Source organism: Bradyrhizobium liaoningense (genome assembly GCF_018130825.1).
Lineage (GTDB): Bacteria > Pseudomonadota > Alphaproteobacteria > Rhizobiales > Xanthobacteraceae > Bradyrhizobium > Bradyrhizobium liaoningense_B.
Window position 1 is genome coordinate 44868 of record NZ_JAFCJS010000005.1, and the last position, 22300, is coordinate 67167.

24 protein-coding genes and 1 pseudogene are annotated in these 22300 nt (G+C 62.8%); 13 read left to right on the forward strand and 12 right to left on the reverse strand.

Features of this window, described 5'->3' with window-relative positions; translation table 11 throughout:
• The first annotated feature begins 12 nt into the window (after window positions 1-12).
• From JQ603_RS22085 to JQ603_RS22095, 3 genes are all read left to right on the forward strand, one after another.
• Entirely contained in the window at window positions 13-477 is a 465-nt protein-coding gene (locus JQ603_RS22085) for a hypothetical protein (RefSeq protein ID WP_212342519.1), read from the forward strand.
• 375 nt (window positions 478-852) lie between these two features.
• Complete coding sequence (locus tag JQ603_RS22090) at window positions 853-1038, forward strand: hypothetical protein (protein ID WP_018644785.1); 186 nt, start codon at window positions 853-855, stop codon at window positions 1036-1038.
• A gap of 139 nt (window positions 1039-1177) precedes the next feature.
• On the forward strand, window positions 1178-1519 hold the full coding sequence (locus tag JQ603_RS22095) for a phasin (protein ID WP_183239727.1): 342 nt from the start codon (window positions 1178-1180) through the stop codon (window positions 1517-1519).
• Between the two features lie 191 nt (window positions 1520-1710).
• On the opposite strand, the gene JQ603_RS22100 is transcribed toward JQ603_RS22095, so the two are convergent.
• The 4 genes from JQ603_RS22100 to JQ603_RS22115 form a co-directional block, all read right to left on the reverse strand.
• The gene (locus JQ603_RS22100) at window positions 1711-2031 is read right to left on the reverse strand and encodes a c-type cytochrome (RefSeq protein WP_212342520.1); all 321 of its coding nucleotides are present in this window, start codon (window positions 2029-2031) and stop codon (window positions 1711-1713) included.
• A gap of 34 nt (window positions 2032-2065) precedes the next feature.
• A complete protein-coding gene (locus JQ603_RS22105; RefSeq protein ID WP_158646960.1) occupies window positions 2066-2227 on the reverse strand; it encodes a hypothetical protein in 162 nt (53 codons plus the stop codon).
• Between the two features lie 77 nt (window positions 2228-2304).
• Complete coding sequence (locus tag JQ603_RS22110; RefSeq protein WP_212342521.1) at window positions 2305-3135, reverse strand: alpha/beta fold hydrolase; 831 nt, start codon at window positions 3133-3135, stop codon at window positions 2305-2307.
• A 150-nt stretch (window positions 3136-3285) separates the two neighbouring features.
• The gene (locus JQ603_RS22115) at window positions 3286-5082 is read right to left on the reverse strand and encodes a ShlB/FhaC/HecB family hemolysin secretion/activation protein (RefSeq protein WP_212342523.1); all 1797 of its coding nucleotides are present in this window, start codon (window positions 5080-5082) and stop codon (window positions 3286-3288) included.
• A 130-nt stretch (window positions 5083-5212) separates the two neighbouring features.
• On the opposite strand from JQ603_RS22115, the gene JQ603_RS22120 reads away from it, so the two are divergent.
• Both JQ603_RS22120 and JQ603_RS22125 read left to right on the forward strand, forming a co-directional pair.
• A complete protein-coding gene (locus JQ603_RS22120; RefSeq protein WP_212342525.1) occupies window positions 5213-6430 on the forward strand; it encodes a FecR family protein in 1218 nt (405 codons plus the stop codon).
• Window positions 6431-6492: 62 nt separating this feature from the next.
• Window positions 6493-9231 carry an EAL domain-containing protein gene (locus JQ603_RS22125; protein WP_212342527.1) on the forward strand — a complete coding sequence of 913 codons (2739 nt, stop codon included), beginning with the start codon at window positions 6493-6495 and terminating at the stop codon, window positions 9229-9231.
• Window positions 9232-9243: 12 nt separating this feature from the next.
• Here JQ603_RS22125 and JQ603_RS22130 read toward each other — a convergent pair whose 3' ends face one another.
• Window positions 9244-9504: a hypothetical protein gene (locus JQ603_RS22130; RefSeq protein WP_212342529.1), complete on the reverse strand. Its 261-nt coding sequence runs from the start codon at window positions 9502-9504 to the stop codon at window positions 9244-9246.
• Window positions 9505-9763: 259 nt separating this feature from the next.
• Here JQ603_RS22130 and rocF point away from each other — a divergent pair, with 259 nt between their 5' ends.
• From rocF to JQ603_RS22150, 4 genes and pseudogenes are all read left to right on the forward strand, one after another.
• Window positions 9764-10741 (forward strand): arginase, encoded by a 978-nt coding sequence (gene rocF / locus JQ603_RS22135; protein WP_212342530.1) that lies wholly within the window; start codon window positions 9764-9766, stop codon window positions 10739-10741.
• A gap of 165 nt (window positions 10742-10906) precedes the next feature.
• A complete protein-coding gene (gene soxC / locus JQ603_RS22140) occupies window positions 10907-12178 on the forward strand; it encodes a sulfite dehydrogenase (RefSeq protein WP_212342531.1) in 1272 nt (423 codons plus the stop codon).
• A pseudogene (locus tag JQ603_RS22145) lies at window positions 12165-12708 on the forward strand (c-type cytochrome). Before soxC ends, JQ603_RS22145 begins: the two are co-directional and overlap by 14 nt.
• A 105-nt stretch (window positions 12709-12813) precedes the next feature.
• A complete protein-coding gene (locus tag JQ603_RS22150) occupies window positions 12814-13098 on the forward strand; it encodes a hypothetical protein (protein ID WP_130364392.1) in 285 nt (94 codons plus the stop codon).
• A gap of 6 nt (window positions 13099-13104) precedes the next feature.
• Here the strand turns inward: JQ603_RS22150 and JQ603_RS22155 are convergent, their stop codons facing one another.
• The 3 genes from JQ603_RS22155 to JQ603_RS22165 form a co-directional block, all read right to left on the reverse strand.
• Window positions 13105-14319: a mandelate racemase/muconate lactonizing enzyme family protein gene (locus tag JQ603_RS22155; RefSeq protein ID WP_212342532.1), complete on the reverse strand. Its 1215-nt coding sequence runs from the start codon at window positions 14317-14319 to the stop codon at window positions 13105-13107.
• A 181-nt stretch (window positions 14320-14500) separates the two neighbouring features.
• Window positions 14501-15787 carry an NRAMP family divalent metal transporter gene (locus tag JQ603_RS22160; protein ID WP_212342533.1) on the reverse strand — a complete coding sequence of 429 codons (1287 nt, stop codon included), beginning with the start codon at window positions 15785-15787 and terminating at the stop codon, window positions 14501-14503.
• A gap of 262 nt (window positions 15788-16049) precedes the next feature.
• A complete protein-coding gene (locus tag JQ603_RS22165; RefSeq protein ID WP_212342534.1) occupies window positions 16050-16781 on the reverse strand; it encodes a Crp/Fnr family transcriptional regulator in 732 nt (243 codons plus the stop codon).
• A 542-nt stretch (window positions 16782-17323) separates the two neighbouring features.
• Here JQ603_RS22165 and JQ603_RS22170 point away from each other — a divergent pair.
• Window positions 17324-17533, forward strand: coding sequence for a DUF3606 domain-containing protein (locus JQ603_RS22170; RefSeq protein ID WP_212342535.1), 210 nt, complete (start codon window positions 17324-17326; stop codon window positions 17531-17533).
• On the opposite strand, the gene JQ603_RS22175 is transcribed toward JQ603_RS22170, so the two are convergent.
• Together JQ603_RS22175 and JQ603_RS22180 are read right to left on the reverse strand one after the other, a co-directional pair.
• Window positions 17526-17711 (reverse strand): hypothetical protein, encoded by a 186-nt coding sequence (locus JQ603_RS22175; protein ID WP_212343288.1) that lies wholly within the window; start codon window positions 17709-17711, stop codon window positions 17526-17528. The two genes, JQ603_RS22170 and JQ603_RS22175, sit on opposite strands and share 8 nt — an antisense overlap.
• A 173-nt stretch (window positions 17712-17884) precedes the next feature.
• Entirely contained in the window at window positions 17885-18100 is a 216-nt protein-coding gene (locus JQ603_RS22180; protein WP_212342536.1) for a hypothetical protein, read from the reverse strand.
• A 731-nt stretch (window positions 18101-18831) separates the two neighbouring features.
• Here JQ603_RS22180 and JQ603_RS22185 point away from each other — a divergent pair.
• Window positions 18832-19080: a hypothetical protein gene (locus JQ603_RS22185; protein ID WP_018644764.1), complete on the forward strand. Its 249-nt coding sequence runs from the start codon at window positions 18832-18834 to the stop codon at window positions 19078-19080.
• Here the strand turns inward: JQ603_RS22185 and JQ603_RS22190 are convergent.
• Together JQ603_RS22190 and JQ603_RS22195 are read right to left on the reverse strand one after the other, a co-directional pair.
• The gene (locus tag JQ603_RS22190) at window positions 19050-19304 is read right to left on the reverse strand and encodes a hypothetical protein (RefSeq protein WP_212342537.1); all 255 of its coding nucleotides are present in this window, start codon (window positions 19302-19304) and stop codon (window positions 19050-19052) included. The genes JQ603_RS22185 and JQ603_RS22190 overlap by 31 nt on opposite strands.
• A complete protein-coding gene (locus JQ603_RS22195; RefSeq protein ID WP_212342539.1) occupies window positions 19301-19501 on the reverse strand; it encodes a hypothetical protein in 201 nt (66 codons plus the stop codon). The genes JQ603_RS22190 and JQ603_RS22195 overlap by 4 nt, the downstream gene beginning before the upstream one ends.
• A 950-nt stretch (window positions 19502-20451) precedes the next feature.
• Between JQ603_RS22195 and JQ603_RS22200 the strand changes: the two genes are divergently transcribed.
• The gene (locus JQ603_RS22200; RefSeq protein WP_212342541.1) at window positions 20452-21228 is read left to right on the forward strand and encodes a DUF4261 domain-containing protein; all 777 of its coding nucleotides are present in this window, start codon (window positions 20452-20454) and stop codon (window positions 21226-21228) included.
• Window positions 21229-21355: 127 nt separating this feature from the next.
• A complete protein-coding gene (locus JQ603_RS22205) occupies window positions 21356-21979 on the forward strand; it encodes an imm11 family protein (RefSeq protein WP_212342543.1) in 624 nt (207 codons plus the stop codon).
• Window positions 21980-22300 lie beyond the last annotated feature (321 nt).

Sequence of the window (22300 nt, forward strand, 5' to 3'; positions counted from 1 at the left end):
GGGGATACTTGGATGAAATTCGCCGGAACTGTTTGCCTTCTCGTCTCTGTCGGCGCCGCGGACACTGCTGCGGCCGCAGATCCCTTCTACATCGGCACCTGGACACTCACGGCCGCCGTGGTCGCGCCGTGGGCCGATTCGCAGCGCAAGCCCGACGGCACCGAGCGGGAGCGGCTGATGGGCAAGGCAGTCGTCCTGAAGCCGAAAGAGATCTCGGGGCCGCGCCCCTTTGCCTGCGCCAGGCCGCAGTACAAGGTGGCCGATTATGGCCCCGACATGATCTTCCAGGGCGCATTCGACGAGATGCAACGTGTCGACAAGAAGGCCGATCCGAAGACGCTTGCCGCCTCGCTCGGCTTTGCCGGCGCGTCAATCAAGACCCTGGAAACCGGCTGTGAGATCGACGTTCATTTCGTCGATGATACAACCGCCGAGGTGGGACTCAACAATTACGTGTATACGCTGAAGAAGCGCTAGGCATCTCCATCAATGCCCATTCACACCTGAAACAAGGCGAAATGCAGTGCGGGTTGACAGCAATCGGTGCTGCGTGCGTGATTTAATGCAGCTTCTTGACGCAGGTGGGTGACGACGGCTCATATTCCTGTTATCCGGAATTGCGGTGGAGCGATGCAGGCGAAGCATCGCCAAGCCGGTGGTCGGGCTTGCCGGATGGGTTGTTCCTTGGCATAATTGCAACCTCTTCGGTTGAGCCCCGGATGTGTCGTTGAGGGTGCTAACCTGCCGGGCCCTCCGGCCGAGAGTTCGTGCTCGCCATGGTGTCCGGTTGTGGTGTTCGGCTCTCGCGTGGACCCCGATGTCAGGAAGGCCGATGCTTGTCATAGGTGCGAGATGAAGAACCTCAACTTCGCGGCTGAACTGCACCTCAAGCTCGGGGCGCCTGCGACCGGAACTGTCGAAAGCCTGCGCCTGCTCCGCGCTTTTCTGAAGCTCGCGCCTCGACAGCGTTTCGAGGTGATCAAGCTCGTTGAAGACCTCGCCACCGAAGAAGCCCTTCCCGAGCACCCCCTGTCCTGAGCCGGACCGCGCGTTTCGCGCCTTTTTCCCTCCCTTTCCGCCCAAGCCCGCCTCCCGCGGGGTTTTGCCCCGGCGTTCGCTGCTGGAAGGCGGTCGGGCAAGTGTGGTATTCAGTCAGGAAAAAGGGAGGAGTGCGACCATGATCGAACCGAAGCTCGAAGTTCCGGCCGAACTGCGCGACCTGGCCGAAAAGACAATTGACCAGGCAGAAAAAGCATTCGGAATGTTTTTCGAAGCCGCCACGAAATCCATGACGACCGTTCCGGGAGCCGGGACGGAGGTGTCGAAGCAGGCGCTCGCTTTCACCGAGCAGAACATGAAGTCGGCATTCGAGCATGCACGCAAGCTCGTGCATGCCACCGATCTTCAGGAAGCGATGCGGATCCAGTCCGATTTCCTGCGCAGCCAGTTCACCAGCGCGGGAGATCACATGCGCCAGATGACCGGCAGTCTCATGCAGTCGGGCAAGGGCAAATCGTGATTCCTGGCCTGTGTGCCAGCTGCCTACAAATTGATCTTGCGCGGCATGAAGATCCGCATTTCGATGCTGGCGCAGGTCCATGATGGGCCACCGAATGATGTCTCATTCGCCGTCCATCATCCTTTCTGCTGATCCCTGTCGGTCCTCCGGCAGGGATTTGCATTTGTGGCAGGTTTCGCGATCGGCCGCCTCTAAGGACGCAGTGATCCGATATAGGCCGCGATGTCGCCGGCTTCGCTCCGGCTCAAGGGAAAGTTCGGCATCTTCGGATGCGGGTCGAGCAGGAAGAAGGCGAGCTTCTCCGAACTGAAATCCGGCCGCCGCGCAATGGATGCAAAGGAGGGGACATCGGCGCTGGCTGCCGTCTGGCCATTGGCCACGACGTGGCAGCTTGCGCACCAGCGCTTGGCGAGGTCGGCACCGTGACCGGCATCGGCGGCCAGAGCAGAGGACGTGCCTGCGCCCGAGGTCACTACGAGCAGCAGGCAAATTCGTCTCAAATGCTGGTGCATGGGGCAACCTTGATGCGTTCGCCTGCGGCCATGCTCATCCACAGCACGATCCCGGAAATTGCGAGAGATCGATGCGGGCGATGATCGACCGCAGCAGCCTGCGGGTCGCACGATAGAGGTGCCGCACGAACGACGGCGTTCTCGTCGCGGGCAGGCCGAGGCCTTTCGTATCAAGACTTTCAGTATAGTGCGACACGTGCCTCTCCGGCGCTACATGGCCTTTCTAGCCTGTCGGCCCGGAGCTGCCTTGATCTGCCGCAAAGGTGCTTCCGGCTAATAGTCGCCGGGGTTCATGATCATCGGGCTTCCTGTATCGGCCGGGGCGAGCGCGCTGCTGGCGCTGTCGCGCAGGAATCGATCGAGCGTCGCCTGGATCTTCTCCTTGACCGCGTCGGGACCGCGGTCGCTCATTTCGTTATGCTGCGCACCGGTGTGGACGATGTCGATGCCGCGTGCCTTGGCCTCTTCCGCGGTCGGCAGCACGCCCGAGTCGGCGAGGAAATGCGGATCCTTCGAGCGGAACGACAGGATCTTCATGTTGTCGCTGAGGACGAAAGGCACCCGCAGATTATCGAGCGTGATGACTCTCGACACCAGCTCCGGGTGCTGATGGGCGACATACATCGAGACATCGCCGCCGTTGGAATGTCCAACGAGGGTGATGTGGTCGTAGTCCGCGTTCTCCTGCCGCCGCTTCAGCTCGCCCAGCGTGAAGAGGATATTCGCCTCGCAGCGGATGTAGACTTCACGTCGGCCGACATATTGCTGGCCGACATGGGTCATCAGCGGCGGGTCGCTCGGCAGGTCCTGCTGGATGCTGGCAACGAGATAGCCACGCGCTGCGAGCACGTTGGCGAGGAAGGAATACTCGGTGGCCTTGACGGTGTTGCCGTTGCTGATGATGGCAAGCGGCAGCTTCCAGAGACCGAGATTGGCCTTGGTCTCGTAATCGCGTCGCACCGCGATCTCGACCGAGATCGGCCGCTGGCGCGAGGCGTCGAACAGGGTCAAAGTCTCGTGGCGGATCGCGAACCGGCTGACGATGAAATATTCGCCGATCCCGAGCACGCAAAAAAACGCCAGGATCGCAAGCACCCTCTTCATGATTCCGTCCCAATCACTTTCGGCTGAAAAATGGTCATTGGAAGCCCCCCGATCGAGCGATCGTGAGCAGGTTAAGGGATTAAATTTAGGCAAGTCTGTGCGCAAGACCGCAAAACGGCCGCATGCCGGGTCCGCTACGAAGGAAATGAGCTACAGGCAGCCGCCCCGGCCGTGCTCGGGGCAGAGCCGAAACGCGCTCGACAGCGTGAAGAGGAAGAGCGGGCTGCGGCGTTCATTGTCCGGCGCCCGGTAGCTCAAGGGGACGGCCACGCCGAGATCCGCCTGCAGGTCGTCCCACAGGAAGAAGCGCACGCCGGCTCCGGCCGACGTCAGCGACAGGCCATCGGTCAGCTTGTAGCCGTCGTTCCAGACTGCGCCGGCGTCGCCGAAGGCGTAGAGCTGATAGCCGCTCCAGTAGCGGAAATTGAGCTTCTGGTCGAACCGCAGCTCGAGCGAGCCGGCAAGACCGTTGTCGCCGCTGATCTCGGCTGCGCCATAGCCCCGGCCGAAGGCAACGCCGCCCAGGTAGAATTGCTGCGAGGTGAATAGCGGCCGCGATGCCGTCTGGCTCGCTGCGGAGAGCTTGAGCGACCAGGCGTCGTTGAGCGCCTGGTAGCGCGTGAACCAGAGGTTCAGCACCGAGAAGTTCGACGAGGCGCCGTCGCGCGACAGCAAATCGTCGTCGAAATGTGAGGCGCCGAAGACGTCGAGGCCCTGGCGGTAGGTCAGCGTCGCGAAGTTGGTGCCGCCGAAGCGATCCTGGAGCCGGTAGTCGGCGGTCAGGCTCGCGGTCCTGATGTGGTCGTTGTACCAGGGGCCATACAGGTCGTGCTCCGAAACGTTGCTGAAGGTCCCTGCCACAGTCAGTGTCAGCGCGGAGGATTGCGACATGAAGGGGACCGTGCTCGCCCGCACCTCGAAAGCCTCGGTCGTGGTGATGTCGCTGTCGAGGCGGCGGGCGTCGCCTGGCCGGACCGCGCTGTAGAGGACGGACGCGCCGAGCCGCATACCGTCGACGCCGATGGGCGCATCATAGGATAGCCGGGCAAAGCCGAGCTGGCGCGGGTCGTTGGCAATGGTCGACAGGTTGACCGCCAGCGTATCGCCAGGCGTGAGGTAGGAGTTGAACGCGCCCGTTGCGTAGGTCTGCCACGGGCCGACCGAGGACGAGCCGAGATTGTCCAGACCGAACGACGTGAAGACGTGCCAGGTCTTCAAATAAACGATGAGGCGGAAACGGCCGGTCGTACCGCCGATCTCCTCCAGCGCGGTGTCGGCGATCCGGACGCCGGGCCTGCCGTTGATGAGGAAGAGCTGGCGTTCGAGCGTTGCCAGCCGCGACGGCTGCTCGGCCAGAACCGGCCCAAGCATCGGCCTCACGCCGAACTGCTCGGCGCCGTCGCCTTTCAGCTCGGCCTGCACGATGGCGCCTTCGATCACCTGGATCCGAACGCGGCCATCGGCAATGTCCTGCGGCGGCACGATGGCCCGGCTCAGATGGAAACCGTCGGCGCGGTAGAGGTCGCTGATCGCGCCGGCGATCGCGGCGAGATCCGCCTGTGAGACCTTCTTGCCGAGATAGGGTTGATAGAGCGCGGTGATACGATCGCGAGGGACGGCTTGAGCACCGGTGACGTTAATGCCGCGCAGCACGAATTGAGGCTTGGTGTCGCCGCCGGTGTTGGGCTGGCCGACGGTCGGAAGCTTGACCGGGGGACGGTTCAGCGTTTCCCGCTCGGTTTGGTTTTCAAAGTATTTCTCGGGCTGGCGCGGATCAAAGCCTGGCTGGTTCGCCTGTTGTGCGAATGTCTGCGGGATTCCCGCAAAAATCGGTACCAACAGCGCCAATGCGGTAACGAGATGCCGTTTCTCAACGCGCGCAACAAACCTGTCTCCGTAGTTTGACGGAGCGATGGCCGCGGCGCGGTAAGGGATCGTTAGCTGCATGATTTTTCATAGGTTTTTATGGTCAACGATTGGTTAATGCGCCCGCTTCACCATCGGGTTCCCGCTAATCCTCTCTTGAGTGATTTCGGATACGCCTCAGGTCCGGACGTAACGCGGACTGAGGATCGTCATGCGCGGCAGAATTGGAATGCGGTGTGCCTTCGTGGCGGCGCTGACCCTGGGAACGGTTTCCGGCGCGTTCGCGGCGGACGATGGCGTCTGGTCGGTGAGCAAGGCCAGCGGCGAGGTCTGGGTCGCGACCGATGGCGCCCAACAGGTCTCGCTGAACCAGGAAGAGACCCTCAAGCCCGGCAATACCATTCGCACCGGACGCAATGGCCGGGTGCTGCTCGTCCGCGGTGAGGAGACGATCCTGATCTCCCCCAATTCGGTGGTCGGCTTGCCGGCCGAGAAGAAGGACGGGCTTTCGACCACCATCATCCAGCAGGCGGGCTCGATCCTGCTCGAGGTCGAGAAGCGCAACGTCAAGCATTTCGAGGTCGAGACGCCCTATCTCGCAGCCGTGGTCAAGGGAACGCAGTTCAGCGTCACGGTGGGCGCGGGCAGCACCAAGGTCGGCGTGCTGCGCGGCCAGGTCGAGGTCTCCGATTTCAAGACCGGCCAGATCGCCCAGGTCATGCCGGGACAAGCGGCCGCCGCCTTCGAGCACGGCAAGCCTGGCCTCAGCCTGAGCGGCACCGGCACCTTCAGTCCGATCGAGCAGGGCAAACCACGTGCCTCGACGATCGAGCGTGTCCCCGTGCCGAAGTCCGGCCTGTCCGCGCCGCGCAATGCAGCAAACGGCCATGCGATCCATGCGCTTGGTCCGATCGATAGGGGCAACAAGGTCGCCGGTGCGCTGAAGCAAGCTCAGCAGGTGGGCGGAGCTCATGCGCCCAAGGCCGGCGTCGTGCGCATCTCGATCTCGCTCGGCGAGGTCAAGCTGAATGTCCACAAGGTGACGAATGGCCTCGCTCACGGAGCCGTGGCAACGGGACGCGTGCGCAACGCGAATGCCAGCACAGGTATCGGCGCAGCTACGGTGTGGAGCGATAGCTCGACGACCACCACCACCACAGCCTCCAACAGCTCCACCGTGACGGCGGTCGCCGCGAGCAGCAGCGCATCAACGGCTAGCGCCGCATCGACGTCGTCGAGTGCGACGACGACCGTTGCGACCACCGCCGGGTCGAGCAGCAATGTGTCCACCGGAACTTCCGGGACCGGAAGCAGTGGGACGGGTGCGACCGGCAACGGAAGCGGCGGCACCGGTAACAATGGTAACAGCGGCAATAATGGCAACAACGGCCACCACTACGGTTGGTACTGGGGCAGAGGCCACCATTAGGACCATGCAGTCGGCATAGGGGGAGCACTCGGCGGCAAGCACCGCCGGTGCAGGGGAGCAAAGTGAAACGCTATCGGCCGCATATTCTTGTCGCGATCGCGCTTGCGGTCGTGCTGTCCACGGGGTGGCATGCTTCGCTTCGCAATGCGCTCACCGATCTGAGGTTCGCCTGGCAGTCGCGTGCGGCCAGCGGCAATGTCGTCGTCGTCGCCATCGACGCGCCCTCGATCGAGCAGATCGGAGTGTGGCCCTGGCCGCGCCGGCTCCACGCCGAACTATTGCACAGGCTCGAAGCGGCCGGTGCGCAGGACGTCGCCTTCGACGTCGATTTCAGCACGCCGTCGGATCCGGTCTCCGACGAGGCCTTCGTCAAGGCACTTCGGGACGTCGGCGGCTCCACGATCCTGCCGTCCTTCAGGCAACCGACGCCGAATGGTGGTGCGATTCACGTCAATCGGCCGCTGAAGCCGTTCAGTAACCAGTCATGGCCAGCCCTCGTCAATGTCGGGGTCGAAGCCGATGGACTTGTTCGTCGTTATCCCTTCAGTGAGAAACTCGGCGATGCCACGATCCCGTCCATGGCCGTCGTGCTCGCCGGACAGGACGCCAGCCGGCGGCCGCCTTTCCTGATCGACTTCAGCATCCGGGCGGCGTCCATACAGCGCGTCTCCTATGTCGACGTGCTGCGCGGCGACACTTCGACTCTCGACAAGCTCAGGGACAAGAAGATCATCGTCGGCGCCACGGCGCTCGAACTCGGCGACCGGTTCAGCGTTCCGAACGGCGGCATCGTTTCGGGGCCCGTTCTTCAGGCATTGGCGGCAGAATCGATCCTGCAAAATCGGACGCTGCGCTGGACCTCTGACATCGGCATGATCCTGGGCCTCGGTGCAATCTGCCTGATGATGATGTATTCGTGGCGCCGCTCCGCACCGGGCGTTCGCGTCGCGATCCTCGTCGCAGCCGGCGCGGCGGTCGAACTGATCGCGGTTCTCATGCAGACAAGATGGCCCCTGGTCATCGACACGTCGCTGTTCCACATCGCGATCGTCGCCTACCTGACCGCGATTGCGCTCGACGAGATCGATTTCCGCAGCCTGTTGGGACGCATCGCCGAAAGCCGCTTTCATCGCATCGCGATGTCGCTCGGCGACGGTCTCGTCTGCACCGATGCGGACCACCGGATCACGGTCTGGAATCCCGGCGCGAGCGCGATCTTCGGCTACATGCCTGCCGAGATCATCGGTCGTCCCTTCGAAACACTCTGTGCCGCGCCGGCGGACGGCGCCGCGAGACCGTCCATGGGCGACGCCGCCCGCCAGGCGCTGCTGGTCCCCGGCGGGGCCGTCGTCGTCGAGTTCGAAGGCCGGCGCAAGAATGGTGAGACCTTCCCGGTCGAGGCGAGCTTCTCCGGCTGGCAGGGAGCGGACGGCTTCCAGTATGGCGCGATCCTGCGCGACATCTCGGTCCGCAAGCGCGAGGCCGAACGTGTCAGGTATCTGGCCGAGCATGACGCGCTGACGGGGCTTGCCAATCGCAACATGCTGCACTCGGGCCTCACCGGCCTGATCACCGCGGCGGAGCGGCGGTCTTCCGACGTCGCGCTGCTCGTGCTCGGGCTCGATGGCTTCCAGCAGATCAACGACATGCTCGGACATTCGGCCGGCGACCTCGTGCTGCGGGCCGTTGCCGAGCGTCTCCGCAACGAAGTCGATGGCAAGGCGATCGTCGCCCGTCTGAGCGGTGACGAATTCGCCATCGCGCTCGACTGTGCGGAAGTCGGCGAGCCGATTGCAGAATTCGCCGAGCGGATCGCGCGCGCGTTCGAAGCGCCGCTCGTCACGGGCACGCGTCAGCATCGCGTTCGGATCAGCATCGGCGTTGCCGTCTATCCCGACGGTGGACACACCGCGGACGACCTCCTGGGCAACGGCCATCTGGCGCTGAGCCGCGCGAAGGCGACGCGGCGCGGCAGCCACGTGATCTTCGAGGGCGCAATCAGGCAGGAACTGGAGAACCGGCTGACGCTGGAGAGCGAATTGGCACTTGCCGCGGATCGCGGCGAGTTCGAGCTGTTCTATCAGCCCCAGGTCCGGCTGGTCGACGGCAGCCTGCTCGGAGCCGAAGCGCTCATCCGTTGGCGGCATCCCGTACGCGGTTACGTTTCGCCCGGCGAGTTCATGCCGGTGGTCAATACCTCGGCGCTATCAGAGCGGATCGCGAACTGGGTGATGGAAACCGCCTGTCGGCAGGCGCGTACGTGGGAATTGTCGGGCAACAGCGTGCGTGTTGCTATCAACCTCTCGCCCTCTCAGCTCGAGGCCGGCGATCTCGCGCATTCGGTTGCGGAGCTGCTCGAGGCGACGGGGCTCACGCCCTCGCTGCTCGAGCTCGAGGTCACCGAAGATATCCTGCTGCACGACGAACGCCGCGTGCTCGACATGTTCAAGCGGATCCAACAGCTCGGCGTCCGCGTGCTGTTCGACGATTTCGGCACCGGTTACGCGAGCCTGAGCTATCTGAAGAAGTTTCCGCTCGACGGGCTCAAGATCGACCGTTCATTCGTGCTCGATCTGCTTGCTGATTCCGACGATGCCGCGATCGTCGGCTCGACCATCGGCCTCAGCAAGCAGCTCGGGCTCACGGTCGTGGCCGAAGGCATCGAAAATCGGGCTACAGCCGATTTCCTCGTTAGCATGGGGTGCGAGGAAGGGCAGGGGTATTTCTTCGGCCGCCCGATGCCTGTTGAGGCATTCGAGAAGCAATTCCAGCCTGGGTACGAAGCCGTCAGCGCTGCCTGAACGGGCTCTTGTCTAACGCCGGCGCGCGACAGCGATGCCAAACAGGAAAGCGACGAACAGGCTTGCTAACGGTGCCTCGCGCGTGATGGCCGCAACCGTCGCGAGGGGCCGGCCGGGCTTTCGAGCTTCGTCGATTGTGGCGGTGAGGCGATCGACCGCGGCGTGCAGGCCGCCTGCGACCTCGCCGATCGTGCGGGATACGTCGGTCGCGGCATCGATAGCGCGCTCGGCCACGCCGGGCTGGGGATCGGGGTGCGGTATCTCCGTGCTCAAGCTTGCGACCTCCAAAACCCGACGAAGCGATGGAGGCCGGCACCTTTGGCTATCCTCGCGAGCGCTCGTTTTGAACAGCGGGTCTGACGACCTTTGGCTATCCGCGACAGGCGCCGTAACTGACGGCGGGCACCGGCCTTGGAAGGGCAATTCGGCGCGCGGGGTTTTGTTCCGGCCGGGAGGCGGACGATCCCCGTGAAACGACGGGTACGAATCTCTGTTAGGCTGACGGCAGCCTTGCTGATCACAGGAGATCGCCGTGACCGATCGGACCATGACGGATCGAGCCCGGCACATCGCCTTGCTCGGTGCTCCCATCGACATGGGAGCTTCGCAGCGTGGCACCCTGATGGGCCCCGCTGCGCTGCGCACCGCGGGCCTTGCGACAGTGCTCGAGAGCCTGGATCTTGAAGTCGTCGATTACGGCGATCTCTCCGTGACCGAGGTGGGGGATCTCAGCGACAAACCGCCCGAAAAAGCCAACCACTACCGCGAAATCCAGCGCTGGACTCGCGTGCTGAGCCGCAGAGGCTATGAGATCGCGAACACCGGTGCGCTGCCGATCTTCCTCGGCGGCGATCACACGCTGTCGATGGGCTCCGTCAATGCCATGGCACGCCACTGGCAGGAGCGCGGACGCGAGCTTTTCGTGCTCTGGCTCGACGCGCATGCCGACTACAATACGCCGGAGACGACGATCACGGCGAACATGCACGGCATGTCGGCGGCGTTCCTGTGCGGTGAGCCGGGTCTCGACGGCCTGCTCGGCAATGACCCCCGTGCGTCAATCGACCCCGATAGACTTGACCTGTTCGGCGCGCGTTCGATCGACAAGCTTGAAAAGGAGCTGATGCGCTCGCGCCGGATCAGGGTTGTCGACATGCGCCAGATCGACGAATTCGGTGTCGCCGTGCTGATCCGGCGTGTCATCGAGCGCGTCAAGGCGTGCAACGGCGTGCTGCATGTCAGCTTCGACGTCGACTTCCTCGACCCCTGCGTGGCGCCGGGCGTCGGGACCACAGTGCCGGGCGGGGCGACCTATCGTGAGGCACATCTGATTATGGAGCTCCTGCACGATTCCGGCGTGGTTGGATCGGTCGACATCGTCGAGCTCAATCCTTTCCTCGACGAACGTGGCCGGACCGCGCGCACCGCGGTCGAACTGATCGGCAGCCTGTTCGGCCAGCAGATCACCGATCGACCGACTCCAAGCAACGCGATCGCTCCGGGGGAGTGAATCGGTGCTAGCGATGTTTGTGCGCTGCAAGGAAAGGAACTGCTCTCGCAGCCGGCCGATTTAGATCAGCCCTGATCGAAATCGCCTGCTTTTGAAACGGCTGCGAATTGCAAATGCCGCCGTCGGACTGTTTCATGCAGGCTCAGAGCCAGCCGAGGGGCCGCAATGAGCAGTACGACAGATATCGACGATGATTCCGTGGGAACCACACGCCGTCGCTTCCTGACTGCCGGCACCGCAGCGGTGGGAGGCGCGGTTCTCGGCACGGGCGCTTCCGCTGCCGTAGAGGCGGACAACCTCCCGCCCAACGTTCCTGAATGGATGAAGGTGCCGGGCGAGCCGACCGGAGGCCAGCCCTATGGCACGCCATCACCGTTCGAGAAGGGCGTCGTCAGGAACATCTCGAAAACTCTCAAGCAATACATCTCCGCGTCGAGCCGAACGCCCTTGCAGGAGCTCGACGGCATCATCACGCCGAACGGGCTGTTCTACGAGCGACATCATGGCGGTGTTCCGGCCATCGATCCCGCGCAGCACCGGCTGATGCTGCATGGGCTGGTCGAACGCCCCTTGGTCTTCACGATGGACGATCTCCGGCGCTTCCCGTCGGAGTCGCGTATCCACTTCCTCGAATGCTCCGGCAACCCCGGTTACGCCAAACCCTATGGCAAGACGGCATCTGACCTCGTCGGTCTTGTGAGTTGTGCCGAATGGACCGGCGTGAGCCTGAAGTTGGTGCTTCAGGAAGCGGGGCTGAAGCCCGAAGCCAAATGGGTGGTCGCGGAAGGGGCCGACGCGGCCGCGCTGACGCGAAGCATTCCGATCGCGAAATGTCTCGAGGATGCGATGCTGGTCTACAGCCAGAACGGCGAGCGGCTCCGTCCGCAGCAAGGCTATCCGCTGCGTCTGCTCCTGCCGGGTTTCGAAGGCAACATGAGCGTGAAATGGCTGCGCCGCCTGCACGTGACCGCGGAGCCGGCTTATTCGCGCGAGGAAACTTCGAAATATACCGACCTCCTGCCCGACGGCACGGCGCGAGAATTCTCCTTCTACATGGAAGCCAAGTCGATCATCACCCGTCCCTCCGGCGGTCAGCGTCTGAGCGCACCTGGCTTTCATGAGATCACGGGTATCGCCTGGAGCGGGCATGGCAAGATCGCGCGCGTCGAGGTGTCCGTCGACGATGGGAAGAGCTGGCAGGACGCCCGCTTGCAGGAGCCGGTGCTGACGCGCGCCCTGACGCGCTTCCGCCTGCCGTGGCGATGGGACAGCAAGCCCGCCGTGATTCAGAGCCGCGCCATTGATGAGACCGGCTACGTGCAGCCGACATTGGCCGAGTTGCTTGCCGTGCGCGGAGAAAACTATTTCTACCACAACAACGCGATCTGGCCTTGGCGCATCGCGGCCGATGGCGAGGTGACCAATGCGCTGGCGTGAGACCTATGGGATCGGCATCGCAATTGGCCTGTATGCCATTCTCGAATGGAGCGCTGGCGCAGAGCCCGTACGGCATCGGGCGACCGGCGACAGCCGCTGAGATTGCGGGCTGGAATATCGATATCTGACGCGACGGCAGCAATCTGCCGGAGGGAAACGGCTCGGTCAGCCATGGGCGCGAGGTGTTCGCCCAGCAATGCGCTTCGTGTCACGGGGGGAGAGGTGAGGGTGGTTTGGGCGACCGGCTCGCCGGCGGACAAGGCACGGTCGGAACGCCCAAACCGATCCGCACCGTCGGCAGCTACTGGCCCTACGCGCCGACATTGTTCGACTACATCCGTCGCGCCATGCCGCAGAACGCGCCGCAGTCGCTGAGCGATGAGGACGTCTATGCGGTGTCCGCCTTTATCCTGAACCTGAACGGGCTGGTGGGAGCGGATGCGATTCTCGACGCGAAATCCTTGGCCGCCGTGAAAATGCCAAACCGCGACAGTTTCGTCGGCGATGCTCGCCCGGATGTGAAACGATGAACGGATCAAGTTCCGAGGGTTGGCGCGGAACTTGCTTAAGTCAAGCGGGGAACTCCGAGGGGCGCAATTGAATTAACCTGCGATAGGAAAATAGCGGATCCCTCAATGACGACTGATCGTTTCGCGAACTCCATCTCCACGGCGCTCCGTCATCCCGGCGTGATTGCGCTGATCGTGGCTGGCTTGACGATTGCCGCCATGCTGATCGTCGACCACGGACCGTGGAGTCGCGCCAAGACCCAGCCGGCCCATGTCGCGATGTATGCGACGACAGGGGAAGCTGCGCGCGCCGCAGGCGCTGCAGTGCTTCCGACCGAACCAAAGTCGCCGATCGAGCCCGCGCGGCCGGGGCCGAAGACATCCCCGACCGTCAATCCGGTGACGCCGTAATCCGCGTCAGCTCTTGCGACCGTAGTTGAGAAGGCCGCCGCTCGTTCTCGGCGGGTGCGCGCGCAATGCTTCCTCGTTCGGCTCAGTGCCCCAGCCGGGCCGGTCCGGGATAACCAGATGGCCATTCTGGATCTCGGGCTCGTGCGTGAAGAGCTCGCGGTCCCAGGACAGACGATCGATGTCGATCTCCATGATGCGCAGGTTCGGTACGGCGGCGCAGAAATGCGCGTTCATCATCGAGCAGAGATGGCCGTAGAAATTGTGCGGGGCGACGTTGACCTCGAACGCCTCGGCCGCGGCCGCAATCTTCATCGATTGCCAGACGCCGTTCCAAGGCGTGTCGATGATCGCGACGTCCATCGCCTGCTGATGGAAATAGGGCAGGAATTCCCGCAAGCCCAGCAGCGTCTCGCAGGACGAGATCGGATGCGGGCTTTGCCTGCGGATGTAGCCGAGCGCCTCCGGATTGAAACTGTCAATCTCGATCCAGAACATGTCGAGGTCCGCGATGGTGCGAAGTATCTTCAGGTAGCCCTCGGTTTTGGCGTTGAAGTTGCAGTCGAGCAGGATGTCGACGTCAGGGCCCGCGCCCTCGCGGATCGCTTCGAGATGCATGCGCAGGTCGCGCAGGATTTTCCTGTCGACATTGATCTCCGGCGCAAAGGGCGAGCCGAAGCCCGGCCGCCAGCCGGTCGGCTTGCCGTCGTCGTAGGAGAAAATGTTGGTCTTGAGCGCGGTGAACCTCTTCTCGCGCACCTCGTGCCCCATCGCCTTGACGCCGTCGAGGCTTTCGATCGGCGGCTTGTACCAGGAGGGATGATTGATCCGCCACGTCGCGCAATGGGACCAGTACACCCGGACACGGTCGCGGATCTTGCCGCCGAGCAGTTCGTAGCAGGGCACGCCGAGACATTTCGCTTTGGCGTCGAGCAGCGCGTTCTCGATCGCTCCGAGTGCCTGCGCCACCACGCCGCCGGCGGCGGGGCGGGTGGCTGCGAACAGCTCGGCGTAAATGCGCTCGTGCTGGAAGACGTTCTGCCCGATGACGCGGGCGGACAGGCGCTGGATCGCGGCGCCGACCCCGGGCGAGCCAAAGCCTTCGTCGAACTCGCTCCAGCCGACCACGCCGTCTTCGGTGGTGAGTTTGACGAAGTGGTAGTTTCTCCAGCCGGCATCACAGGCGAGGATTTCGAGGCTTGTTGCTTTTGATGATTTGGTCATGTTGCTCCCTGTTGCCCGGTCGGGACTTTGTTTTTGTCGTGGCGTGGTCGAAAGAGCCGCGCTCTGGTTGCAACTGTTAGGCCAAGAGCGGACCGGTGTGAAGCCCGCTGCAGCGCGCCGGGAGGCGCCTTGCGCCGACCTCGGCGAGGAGCCTGTAGACGACGGCACTGTCGCAAGATTGTCAGCCGATCACTGAGGAGCCGAGCAGCGCGAGGACGGCCAGCGCCATCAGCGCGGTGCCGAGCCAGCCCAGCGCGATCAACCACGACCGCGCCCTGAAACGGCCCATGATCGTGCGGCTCGATACGATGAGCATCATCATCGCCATGATCGGCACCGCGACGATGCCGTTGAGCACGGCGCTCCAGACCAGCATGTGCATGGAATCGATGCCAGTGAATCCCAGCCCGAAGCCGATCGCGGTCGCGGTCGCGATGATGGTGTAGAAGCCGACGGCCTCGTCGGGTTTCGCCTCGAGCGTGGCGTGCCAGCGGAAAATCTCCGCGACGCCGTAAGCAGCCGAGCCCGCCAGCACCGGGATCGCGAGCAGGCCCGTGCCGATGATGCCGAGCGCGAACAGGGCAAAGGTGAAATCGCCGGCGAGCGGCCGCAGCGCCTCGGCGGCGTCGGTCGCCGAATTGACGTTGGTCACGCCGTTGGCGTGCAGCACCGATGCCGTGGTGAGGATGATGAAGAAGGCGATGCCGTTGGAGAGCAGCATCCCTGCAATGGTATCGGCCCTGATGCGCGCGAGCTCCGGACTGCCGCCGTGCTTCAGTTCGCGAAGCGGCTGGTCGCGCGTGCCCTGGTTCATCTCCTCGACCTCCTGCGAGGCTTGCCAGAAGAAGAGATAGGGGCTGATGGTGGTCCCGAGCACGGCTACCACCATCATGAAATAGCCGGCACTGACATTCGCCTCCGGCCATACCGCGGCGAGCAGCGCCGTGCTCCACGGGATCTTCACGGTGAAGGCGGTCGCGACATAGGCGAACAGCGCCAAAGTGAGAAACTTCAGCACCGGTGAATAGCGGCGATAGGGCACGAACACCTGGAGCAGGGTCGAGCCGGCCGCGAAGATCAGGGCGTGCTCGTGGTTGAGGCCGCCGATGACGAGGGAGAGCGCCTCGGCCATCGCGGCGATGTCGGCGGCGATGTTGAAGGTGTTCGCGGCGACGAGCATGAAGACGAGCGCCAGCACCGCCCAGCGCGGCGCGACCCGCATCACGTTGGCGGCCAGCCCCTGTCCGGTGACCCGGCCGATCTGCGCGCTGACGAGCTGAATGGCGATCATGAACGGCGTGGTCAGAAACACCGTCCAGAGCAGCCCATAGCCGAATTGCGCGCCGGCCTGCGAATAGGTGGCGATGCCAGAGGGATCGTCGTCGGCCGCCCCGGTGATGAGACCCGGCCCCAGCCTTTTCAGGAATGTCGACGTGGATTTCGGCGGGGCGAGGGCGCTGTCGCTCATGAAGGGTCTCGGGCCTTTCCGGCGTACCGTTTGCGAAAGGGGGAAGTCCGGAAAAAACCCGGCGGGGGAACAATGGTTCCTGGGCAGGAAAAAGCAGCACCGGTGGTGTAATTCCGATTAATCGAAGTTCGGTTTGACCCGTCGGGCAAAACAGCTGTATAAGTAGATCATCGCAAGAGCAGTCGATGCGATGCGGCGCCGCCCGCTGCTCTTTGCCAATTCCTCCTCAGTGAAGTTCGTGTAACCGCTTGATTGCGCGCGCTCAGGACGATGGCGACAAATGCAGATAGCGCCCGTCGAACTGCGCCAGCTCCTGGAGCTTGTGCTCGTTGAGAATGTGTACGGTGCCGCGCTGGAGCTCCAGAACCCCGTCGATACGGAGATCGCGCAGGATGCGGTTGGTGTGAACACTGGTCACGCCCATAGCCTCGCCGAGCTGCTCCTGCGTCAGCGGTATGGCGAAGGTGTTGTCGATGACGCGGCCGACCAGGCGAAGCCGCTCGCGTAGCTCGACGATCAGATGCGCCAGGCGGTTGTAGGTCGAGCGCTGGCCGACATTGACGAGCCACTCCCGGGAGATGGCGGCGTCCACCAGCGTGTCGCGCCAGAACATCTCGCCGACGCCAGGCCGCTCCCTGATGAGCTCCTTCAGCGCCCTGTGACCGATGAAGGCGAGGGTGCAGTCGGACAGCGCGACGAGGTCGTGATCCACAGTCGCATAGTGCAGGTTCTGGAGGTTCGGCAGGTCGCCGGGAATGTGGATCGACAGGATCTGGCGCCTGCCGTCTGGAATCGTCTTGGAGCGGACGCAGAAGCCGTCGACGATCAGGCAGCACTCGCTCGGCTCCTCGCCGTCGCGCAGCACGGTCTGGTTCTCGCGGAAATCGCGCAAGGAGACCGGCAGCGCTGCCAGGAAAAGCAGTTTCTTGTCATCGGCGCCCGTCGTTGTTTTCAGGCGCTCGAACAACGATGCCCAAATCCTGTCGCTTGTCACGTCAACCCATCCCCACGCGACAGAGCGCGTCGGGGGCAGAGAGCACGAACCCGGCCTTGATGTTGATAACAAAGGTTAAATTGAGCCGCCGCCACTTCGCAACACTGTGGACGATGCGTTTCCAAAATGGGTGATCATAACAAATGTTAAGTCATGGGCCGTGCCGCCGGCAACAACGCCTGAATATTCGACAGGCTGCGCGCCCGGAAATAGGAACCAAACGGCGATGGAGCCGTTGCGCTGCCGTTTCATGGTCGTGGCCAAAGCGTGTCACGCCGCTTGCCGTCCTTCCGCAAGGCCAGAGACAGGGACCATCCATGTTTCGGGCGCGGGTGTTGGACGTGAAAAGGGGACTCGCTTGGCAGCCGATCTGATTTTCAAAGTCGCCATCATCGCCTTGTTCGCGTTCTCGGCGGTGCTCGCCTCGATGCTGTGGCTGAGCGTGTGAAGCGAGCGCGGACCGCGCGAACGCTTGTATGTTCGGTGCGCTTGGGAACGGCAGCTCCGTTGCCGCGTTTTCCCGCGGCAAGGAGGATCAGCGCATGGACAACCTGACGAAGCGCGCGCAGCCGGACCGCAGCAAGATCAACATGCACGAGGCCTTCGAGGTCAAGTACTGGACCCACGCGCTGGGCGTGTCGAAGGAGCAGCTGCAAAGGGCCGTCGACAAGGTCGGCAATTCCGCCGCCGCCGTGCGCAAGGAGCTGGCGGTGACCAGCGCGCGCGACGACGAGGCGCGGTCCTCTACTTGATGCTGACGAACTTGCCCCAGGCGGCGGCCAGCGCCGCGCCGGTGAAGACGACCACCGGGTTGTCGCAGAACGTGCCGCCATAACGGCACACGTTCGCGCCGAACTGGCCGAGCTCGTGATGGCCCGCGGAGTAGAACAGACCCGACAGCACCAGCAATGCGGCGGCGACGTAGTACATCGACGGTCTCTCCGAAGCTCTTCGATCCTCGCCCTCGTGGGCGGCATGTCTCAGCTTGGCGCGAACAGATTTCATTCCGCCAAATCCGATTTGCCGGATTTGATTAAAGTTTGCGCCGTCGGGCAAAACAGCGGCAGGATACATACGCGGCTGCCTGGAGATTATTTCGCTTCCTAGCGCTGCATCAATGAGAGCAGTCGTTGCCGGTCTTGCTGGCGCTGTCGCTGGTTCGCTCGCATGATTTCAAGCTCGGCCTCGGCGTCACTCGGATCTTGATGTTGCCGTTTCAGGTCGACGATCATCGCCTCCTGCTGGGCCAGCCGCCGCTCCCCTTCAATCACCTCACGTTCCAGCTGCCTCAGCTGGTCCAGGATGGCATCGTTGAACATCGTCAAGCGCCGCGGTCGCACAGTTAGAAACGGCCCCAGCACAACCCTAAATGCCGGGGCCGTCGGAGGTTGCCCGGCCAAATGCACCAGGCGGATCAAGCTTAAAATAGTCCCGGACTCTTTTTATGTTCACTTTTGAACAGAGGCCTTACCTATTTTTCCCGACTTGATTCACATAAGCTAATGCAGCCGAACAATCGGCCGCCTCCATTTGTCGCTGATCAAGCAGGCGATTGGAGTGTGATCCTTGACTGACAGTGAGCCGTCACAGAGCAGATTTTTCATTCGGATGGGTGGCAAAGGTTGGATGGTTTACGATCGAGACCGTAGGGGACCGGCGTTGATCGGAACCGATATGGCCGCAAATCTAACGAGGGAACAAGCCGAGCGATTGCATAGAATCCTGACATCGCCAGGCGCACGGAATCTTAAGATCTAGCCTGCTTGAATTTCGGAGAAAGCGCCCAGCTTGGATCAAACATCTCCAGGGCGCGGATCAGCCATGGTCTGCTAGTCCATAGCCGACGACGAAACAGTCCTGAAACAATCCCGAAACCCGATTGTCCTGAACGCCTTTTCCGCTCGTCTCGACCAACCAAGCGAAAAGGAGATCATCATGATCCAGGTCGGTTCGAAGGAAGAAGTCGCGTTTCTGCTGATGCTGTTCGGCACCCACACCCAGCCGGTCAAGCCGCCGAAGCCGAAGTCGCGGCAAGGCTGAGGACGAACCCATGCCCGGCTTGGCCGAATGCCAGAGCCTCTTGCGCCTTCTGATCGCAAGGGGCGATCCGAAGGCGATCCCGCAAGCCAAGGGCGCCATCGACCAGTATCTGAACACGGCGCCGGTCAGCGCCCGCGGGCGCGGCCTGCGCGTGCTGCAGCGCGATGCGCTCGACCTGCATGTTGCTGCGGTCGGCGTGCAGCGCTCGTTTGCCGAAACGGTGGATGCCTACATCGAGCGGAAGCTCGCTGAGGAGTGAGGCGGGCGGTTGTCGGGGCCCGTGTCTTCGGGCGAGGCTTCGGCAGACTGCGCCGCCTTCAGCAGGCCGATCCTGCGGCCGAGCTGCCAGACCTCGACGTCGCCCCGGCGCGTGAAACGCCGCGCGAACAGAAGCGCGGACGCATCGGACCGCGCCTCGAAGGCTTCGGCGGACTGAAACACCCCGTTCTCCCCGACGAGATAGGCGCGGTATTGCTGCATCATGTCGGCGCCCTCAGGCCGGGCGAGCGAAGCCAGGCTTCGATCTGCATCGCAGTCTCGTCCTGCCGCGCCCTGCGCAGCAGTATCTCGCGCTCGCGCCCGGCCGGCAGCGCGCGTGCCTCGTCGCGAAGGCGTGCCGCTTCCTCGGCAAGCCGCTGGTCGAGTGTCCTGGTCTGCTTGTAACGCCGCCGCGTCAGCATGGCGCTGCTCCCTCGGTTGGAGTGGGCGGGAGCGCAATTGGCGTTCTCATCACCGGTCGTTGCCACGGGCCTTGCGGTGATGGGTTAACCCTACGCTTCTGGCGCAGGGGGGACACAACATTTGATATGCTGCGAGGCACTTATTTCGCGCAAATATTGTGCTTTTTGAGCGACTTACTCACTTGGCGCGAGGCGCGCTTCCAAAGTTCACTTTTGAACCAAAGCGACTCCGGGTAGTTTGCAGGACATCACCGGCCGAGGCTCGTCCGTAGGCGCCGGTGGCTGAGAGACCGAGCGTGCTCCCGCCTGACAAGCAAGGGAGCATGACGATGAAGGTCTATCGGCCGTTACCGGCGGATCATGAGCAGCTCGAACAGATGCGCCAGCTTGCGCGTGAATGGCTTGGCCTCTTGACGCAGCCGCCGCCCGACACGTTTCTCGGTCGTACGACCAGCGAGCCATTCCTGGCGGAGCCTGGCGATCCCCCGGGAGGACGATCGCTGACCGTCAGCGCAATGGCGATGACCGGCAGCAGGCCGGATTGCAGCAGACGGGCTTGCCTCGCATGGCTGCAGATGGCCTGGGCGGCTGCAGCATTGCGCATCAGCGCGAGTCGAAGCTGCCTTGCCTCCTCCAGCGCAGCGTCGGCGCGCGCCTGGAGCGGATCCGGTGTTGTGCCTTGCACAAGAAGCGAACATTGCATGCTGCCGGTGGTTCCTGATTGGAGCCCGCGGGCGCGATAAGCGTTCGGAGTGCCGCTGTTAGCCTCCTTGCTGCAGCATAGCTCTTCACGTGGAGAGCTTCGCGCGGCAATGCGGACTCTCGCGGAGCCTGCAAGCACGGGGCACAATTTGACAATGTTCCCTTTTTGTTCTATTGAACGAGAACTCAACCTGTAAGCGAGCTGTGATCGGGCCACATCACGCCGCAAAGCTTCCGTGAGGCGACCGATGAGTAAGTCTTTTCTTGCCCTGGTCTTGCTGGAAACACCTGCGACGCCAGACATGGTTGCGCTTGCTGAAGCTCTTCGAGCGCGACATCCCGAGCTGCCGATGGAGGCGGACGGAGGCGGCGAGGGGAGCACGCGCCAGGGCTCGCCGCTGCTACGCTGTGGCAACGAATTCGTTGCGGTGATGTCGATGCCGGCGCCCATTCCAGACGATTCAAGTCTGTGGTCGCGTGCTGCCACGACATGGCCGGAGGGCAAGGCAGTTGCGGCACGGCACCGAGGCCATCTGATCGTCTCGGTACTCGGCCAAAACCAGCAACCATTGTCCGCTGCGCGTCTGACGACGGCTGTCATCGGCGCGTTGATTGCGACCATGCCGCAATGTTGCGGCGTGGTCTGGAATGGCAAGGTCGCGCGTTCTGCCGATCTATGGCTGGACATGTCCATCCAATCGTTCGCGCCTTTCCCCGACTATCCGTCCGCGCTGTGGGTCGACATACTGCCGTTCCGATCAGCGGCCGGCATCGGCGCAGTGACGATGGGGCTGTCGGCATTTGCCGAGCGTGAAATTCAGTTCGAGACCGACAAGCTGACACTTGCAACCTTGATGTCCAAGGTGGATGGGCTTGCCGTCTATCTGGTTGAAAACGGGCGTGTGGTCAAAGACGGCGATACGTTCGGCCGCGACGAACGCGAGCGCTTCGCGGTCAGATACAAGAACTCCGATCAGTTCGGGGGCCTGCCCGTGTTCTTCTGCAGCGACGGTTCGGTGCAATAGGCGGGATGATAGAGGGCGTCGCGTTCAGATAGGTCGTCTGACGCGTCGGGTAGAACACCGGCAGTGGGCATCGTCATCACGATGCTCTAGAGTGCATTAGACCTGTTGTGTAAACGAGAGAAGACGGATGGTTCGTTCCCTTCCAGAGAAGCGCCAGAGCAAAGCAAAAGTCCGAAGGTTCTATGTCGTAGGTCTGGACTTCAGGTTTCAAACGGCGCCGGGATGGGAGATGGAGAATCTCGTTGCTCTCGCCGGCGAGCGCAAGGTACTCATTCCGCCACCGGGGCGGGGCTTCGTGGCCTTCCCTGAACCACCGCGACTTGTCATCGACAAATCTCTCGGCCGGGCTCCCACGGACTGGGAGCTCTTTCACGACTACCGGCTCGTGTCCGACCGGATGAAGAGCCTTCTTGAGGTGTTGGATTTGGAGGGAGTTCGTTTTGTCAGATGCGAAACATGGTATCGCGACGGTCGCCCGGCGCCAACGTATTGGCTCTGCGACATCGTCAGAGTTCTCGATGCCGTCGACGAAGCGAACTCCGTTCTCGAGATCGAGTATCCCACGCCCGATCGAAAGGTTTACAACCTGAATAGAAGAAGTTGCCTTCTCTTCAAGGAGGACGCTGTTGGAACGGCTCATATCTTCAGGCTGCTCTTCTATCCCATGACCGTCTGCGACCAGGTCTTCAAGGATGCATGCAAAGAAGCGGGCATGAGGGGCATCGGATTCACCGATGCGACGAAGTATTGAGCTGATGCGCAGCTGCTGCCGATCTTGAAATCCTGTCGCATGGAAGTCCGCCGATTGGGCGGGAAAAGCCTCGCTCTCTTTCCGCGAGCTCATCGCGCGGAATGCTGTCGGGGCTGCTCGTTGACACGTCGGGCAAAACACTGGCAGAGTGGTATGATCTAGAAAAAGGTAGGCTCGCGACGATGTCGCGGGCCTTTTTTGTTGCCTGTTCTTCGCAGCCGGCGGGCGTCTCTTGGCGGCTCATGCGAATACCTCGCTTCGGGCAATTGCGTGGCGCGAGCTGTCATGAATCTCGAAGGCCCTATTAGTCGCTAGCTGCCG

Coding starts and splice junctions, on each gene's coding strand:
- JQ603_RS22205 (WP_212342543.1), top strand. CDS start 21,356: ATGGTTCGTTCCCTTCCAGAGAAGCGCCAGAGCAAAGCAAAAGTCCGA.
- JQ603_RS22155 (WP_212342532.1), bottom strand. CDS start 14,319: ATGACCAAATCATCAAAAGCAACAAGCCTCGAAATCCTCGCCTGTGAT.
- JQ603_RS22115 (WP_212342523.1), bottom strand. CDS start 5,082: ATGCAGCTAACGATCCCTTACCGCGCCGCGGCCATCGCTCCGTCAAAC.
- JQ603_RS22180 (WP_212342536.1), bottom strand. CDS start 18,100: ATGTTCAACGATGCCATCCTGGACCAGCTGAGGCAGCTGGAACGTGAG.
- JQ603_RS22150 (WP_130364392.1), top strand. CDS start 12,814: ATGACGACTGATCGTTTCGCGAACTCCATCTCCACGGCGCTCCGTCAT.
- JQ603_RS22100 (WP_212342520.1), bottom strand. CDS start 2,031: ATGCACCAGCATTTGAGACGAATTTGCCTGCTGCTCGTAGTGACCTCG.
- JQ603_RS22200 (WP_212342541.1), top strand. CDS start 20,452: ATGAGTAAGTCTTTTCTTGCCCTGGTCTTGCTGGAAACACCTGCGACG.
- JQ603_RS22110 (WP_212342521.1), bottom strand. CDS start 3,135: ATGAAGAGGGTGCTTGCGATCCTGGCGTTTTTTTGCGTGCTCGGGATC.
- JQ603_RS22160 (WP_212342533.1), bottom strand. CDS start 15,787: ATGAGCGACAGCGCCCTCGCCCCGCCGAAATCCACGTCGACATTCCTG.
- JQ603_RS22120 (WP_212342525.1), top strand. CDS start 5,213: ATGCGCGGCAGAATTGGAATGCGGTGTGCCTTCGTGGCGGCGCTGACC.
- JQ603_RS22185 (WP_018644764.1), top strand. CDS start 18,832: ATGCCCGGCTTGGCCGAATGCCAGAGCCTCTTGCGCCTTCTGATCGCA.
- JQ603_RS22090 (WP_018644785.1), top strand. CDS start 853: ATGAAGAACCTCAACTTCGCGGCTGAACTGCACCTCAAGCTCGGGGCG.
- soxC (WP_212342531.1), top strand. CDS start 10,907: ATGAGCAGTACGACAGATATCGACGATGATTCCGTGGGAACCACACGC.
- JQ603_RS22175 (WP_212343288.1), bottom strand. CDS start 17,711: ATGTACTACGTCGCCGCCGCATTGCTGGTGCTGTCGGGTCTGTTCTAC.
- JQ603_RS22195 (WP_212342539.1), bottom strand. CDS start 19,501: ATGCTGACGCGGCGGCGTTACAAGCAGACCAGGACACTCGACCAGCGG.
- JQ603_RS22170 (WP_212342535.1), top strand. CDS start 17,324: ATGGACAACCTGACGAAGCGCGCGCAGCCGGACCGCAGCAAGATCAAC.
- JQ603_RS22190 (WP_212342537.1), bottom strand. CDS start 19,304: ATGATGCAGCAATACCGCGCCTATCTCGTCGGGGAGAACGGGGTGTTT.
- JQ603_RS22085 (WP_212342519.1), top strand. CDS start 13: ATGAAATTCGCCGGAACTGTTTGCCTTCTCGTCTCTGTCGGCGCCGCG.
- JQ603_RS22095 (WP_183239727.1), top strand. CDS start 1,178: ATGATCGAACCGAAGCTCGAAGTTCCGGCCGAACTGCGCGACCTGGCC.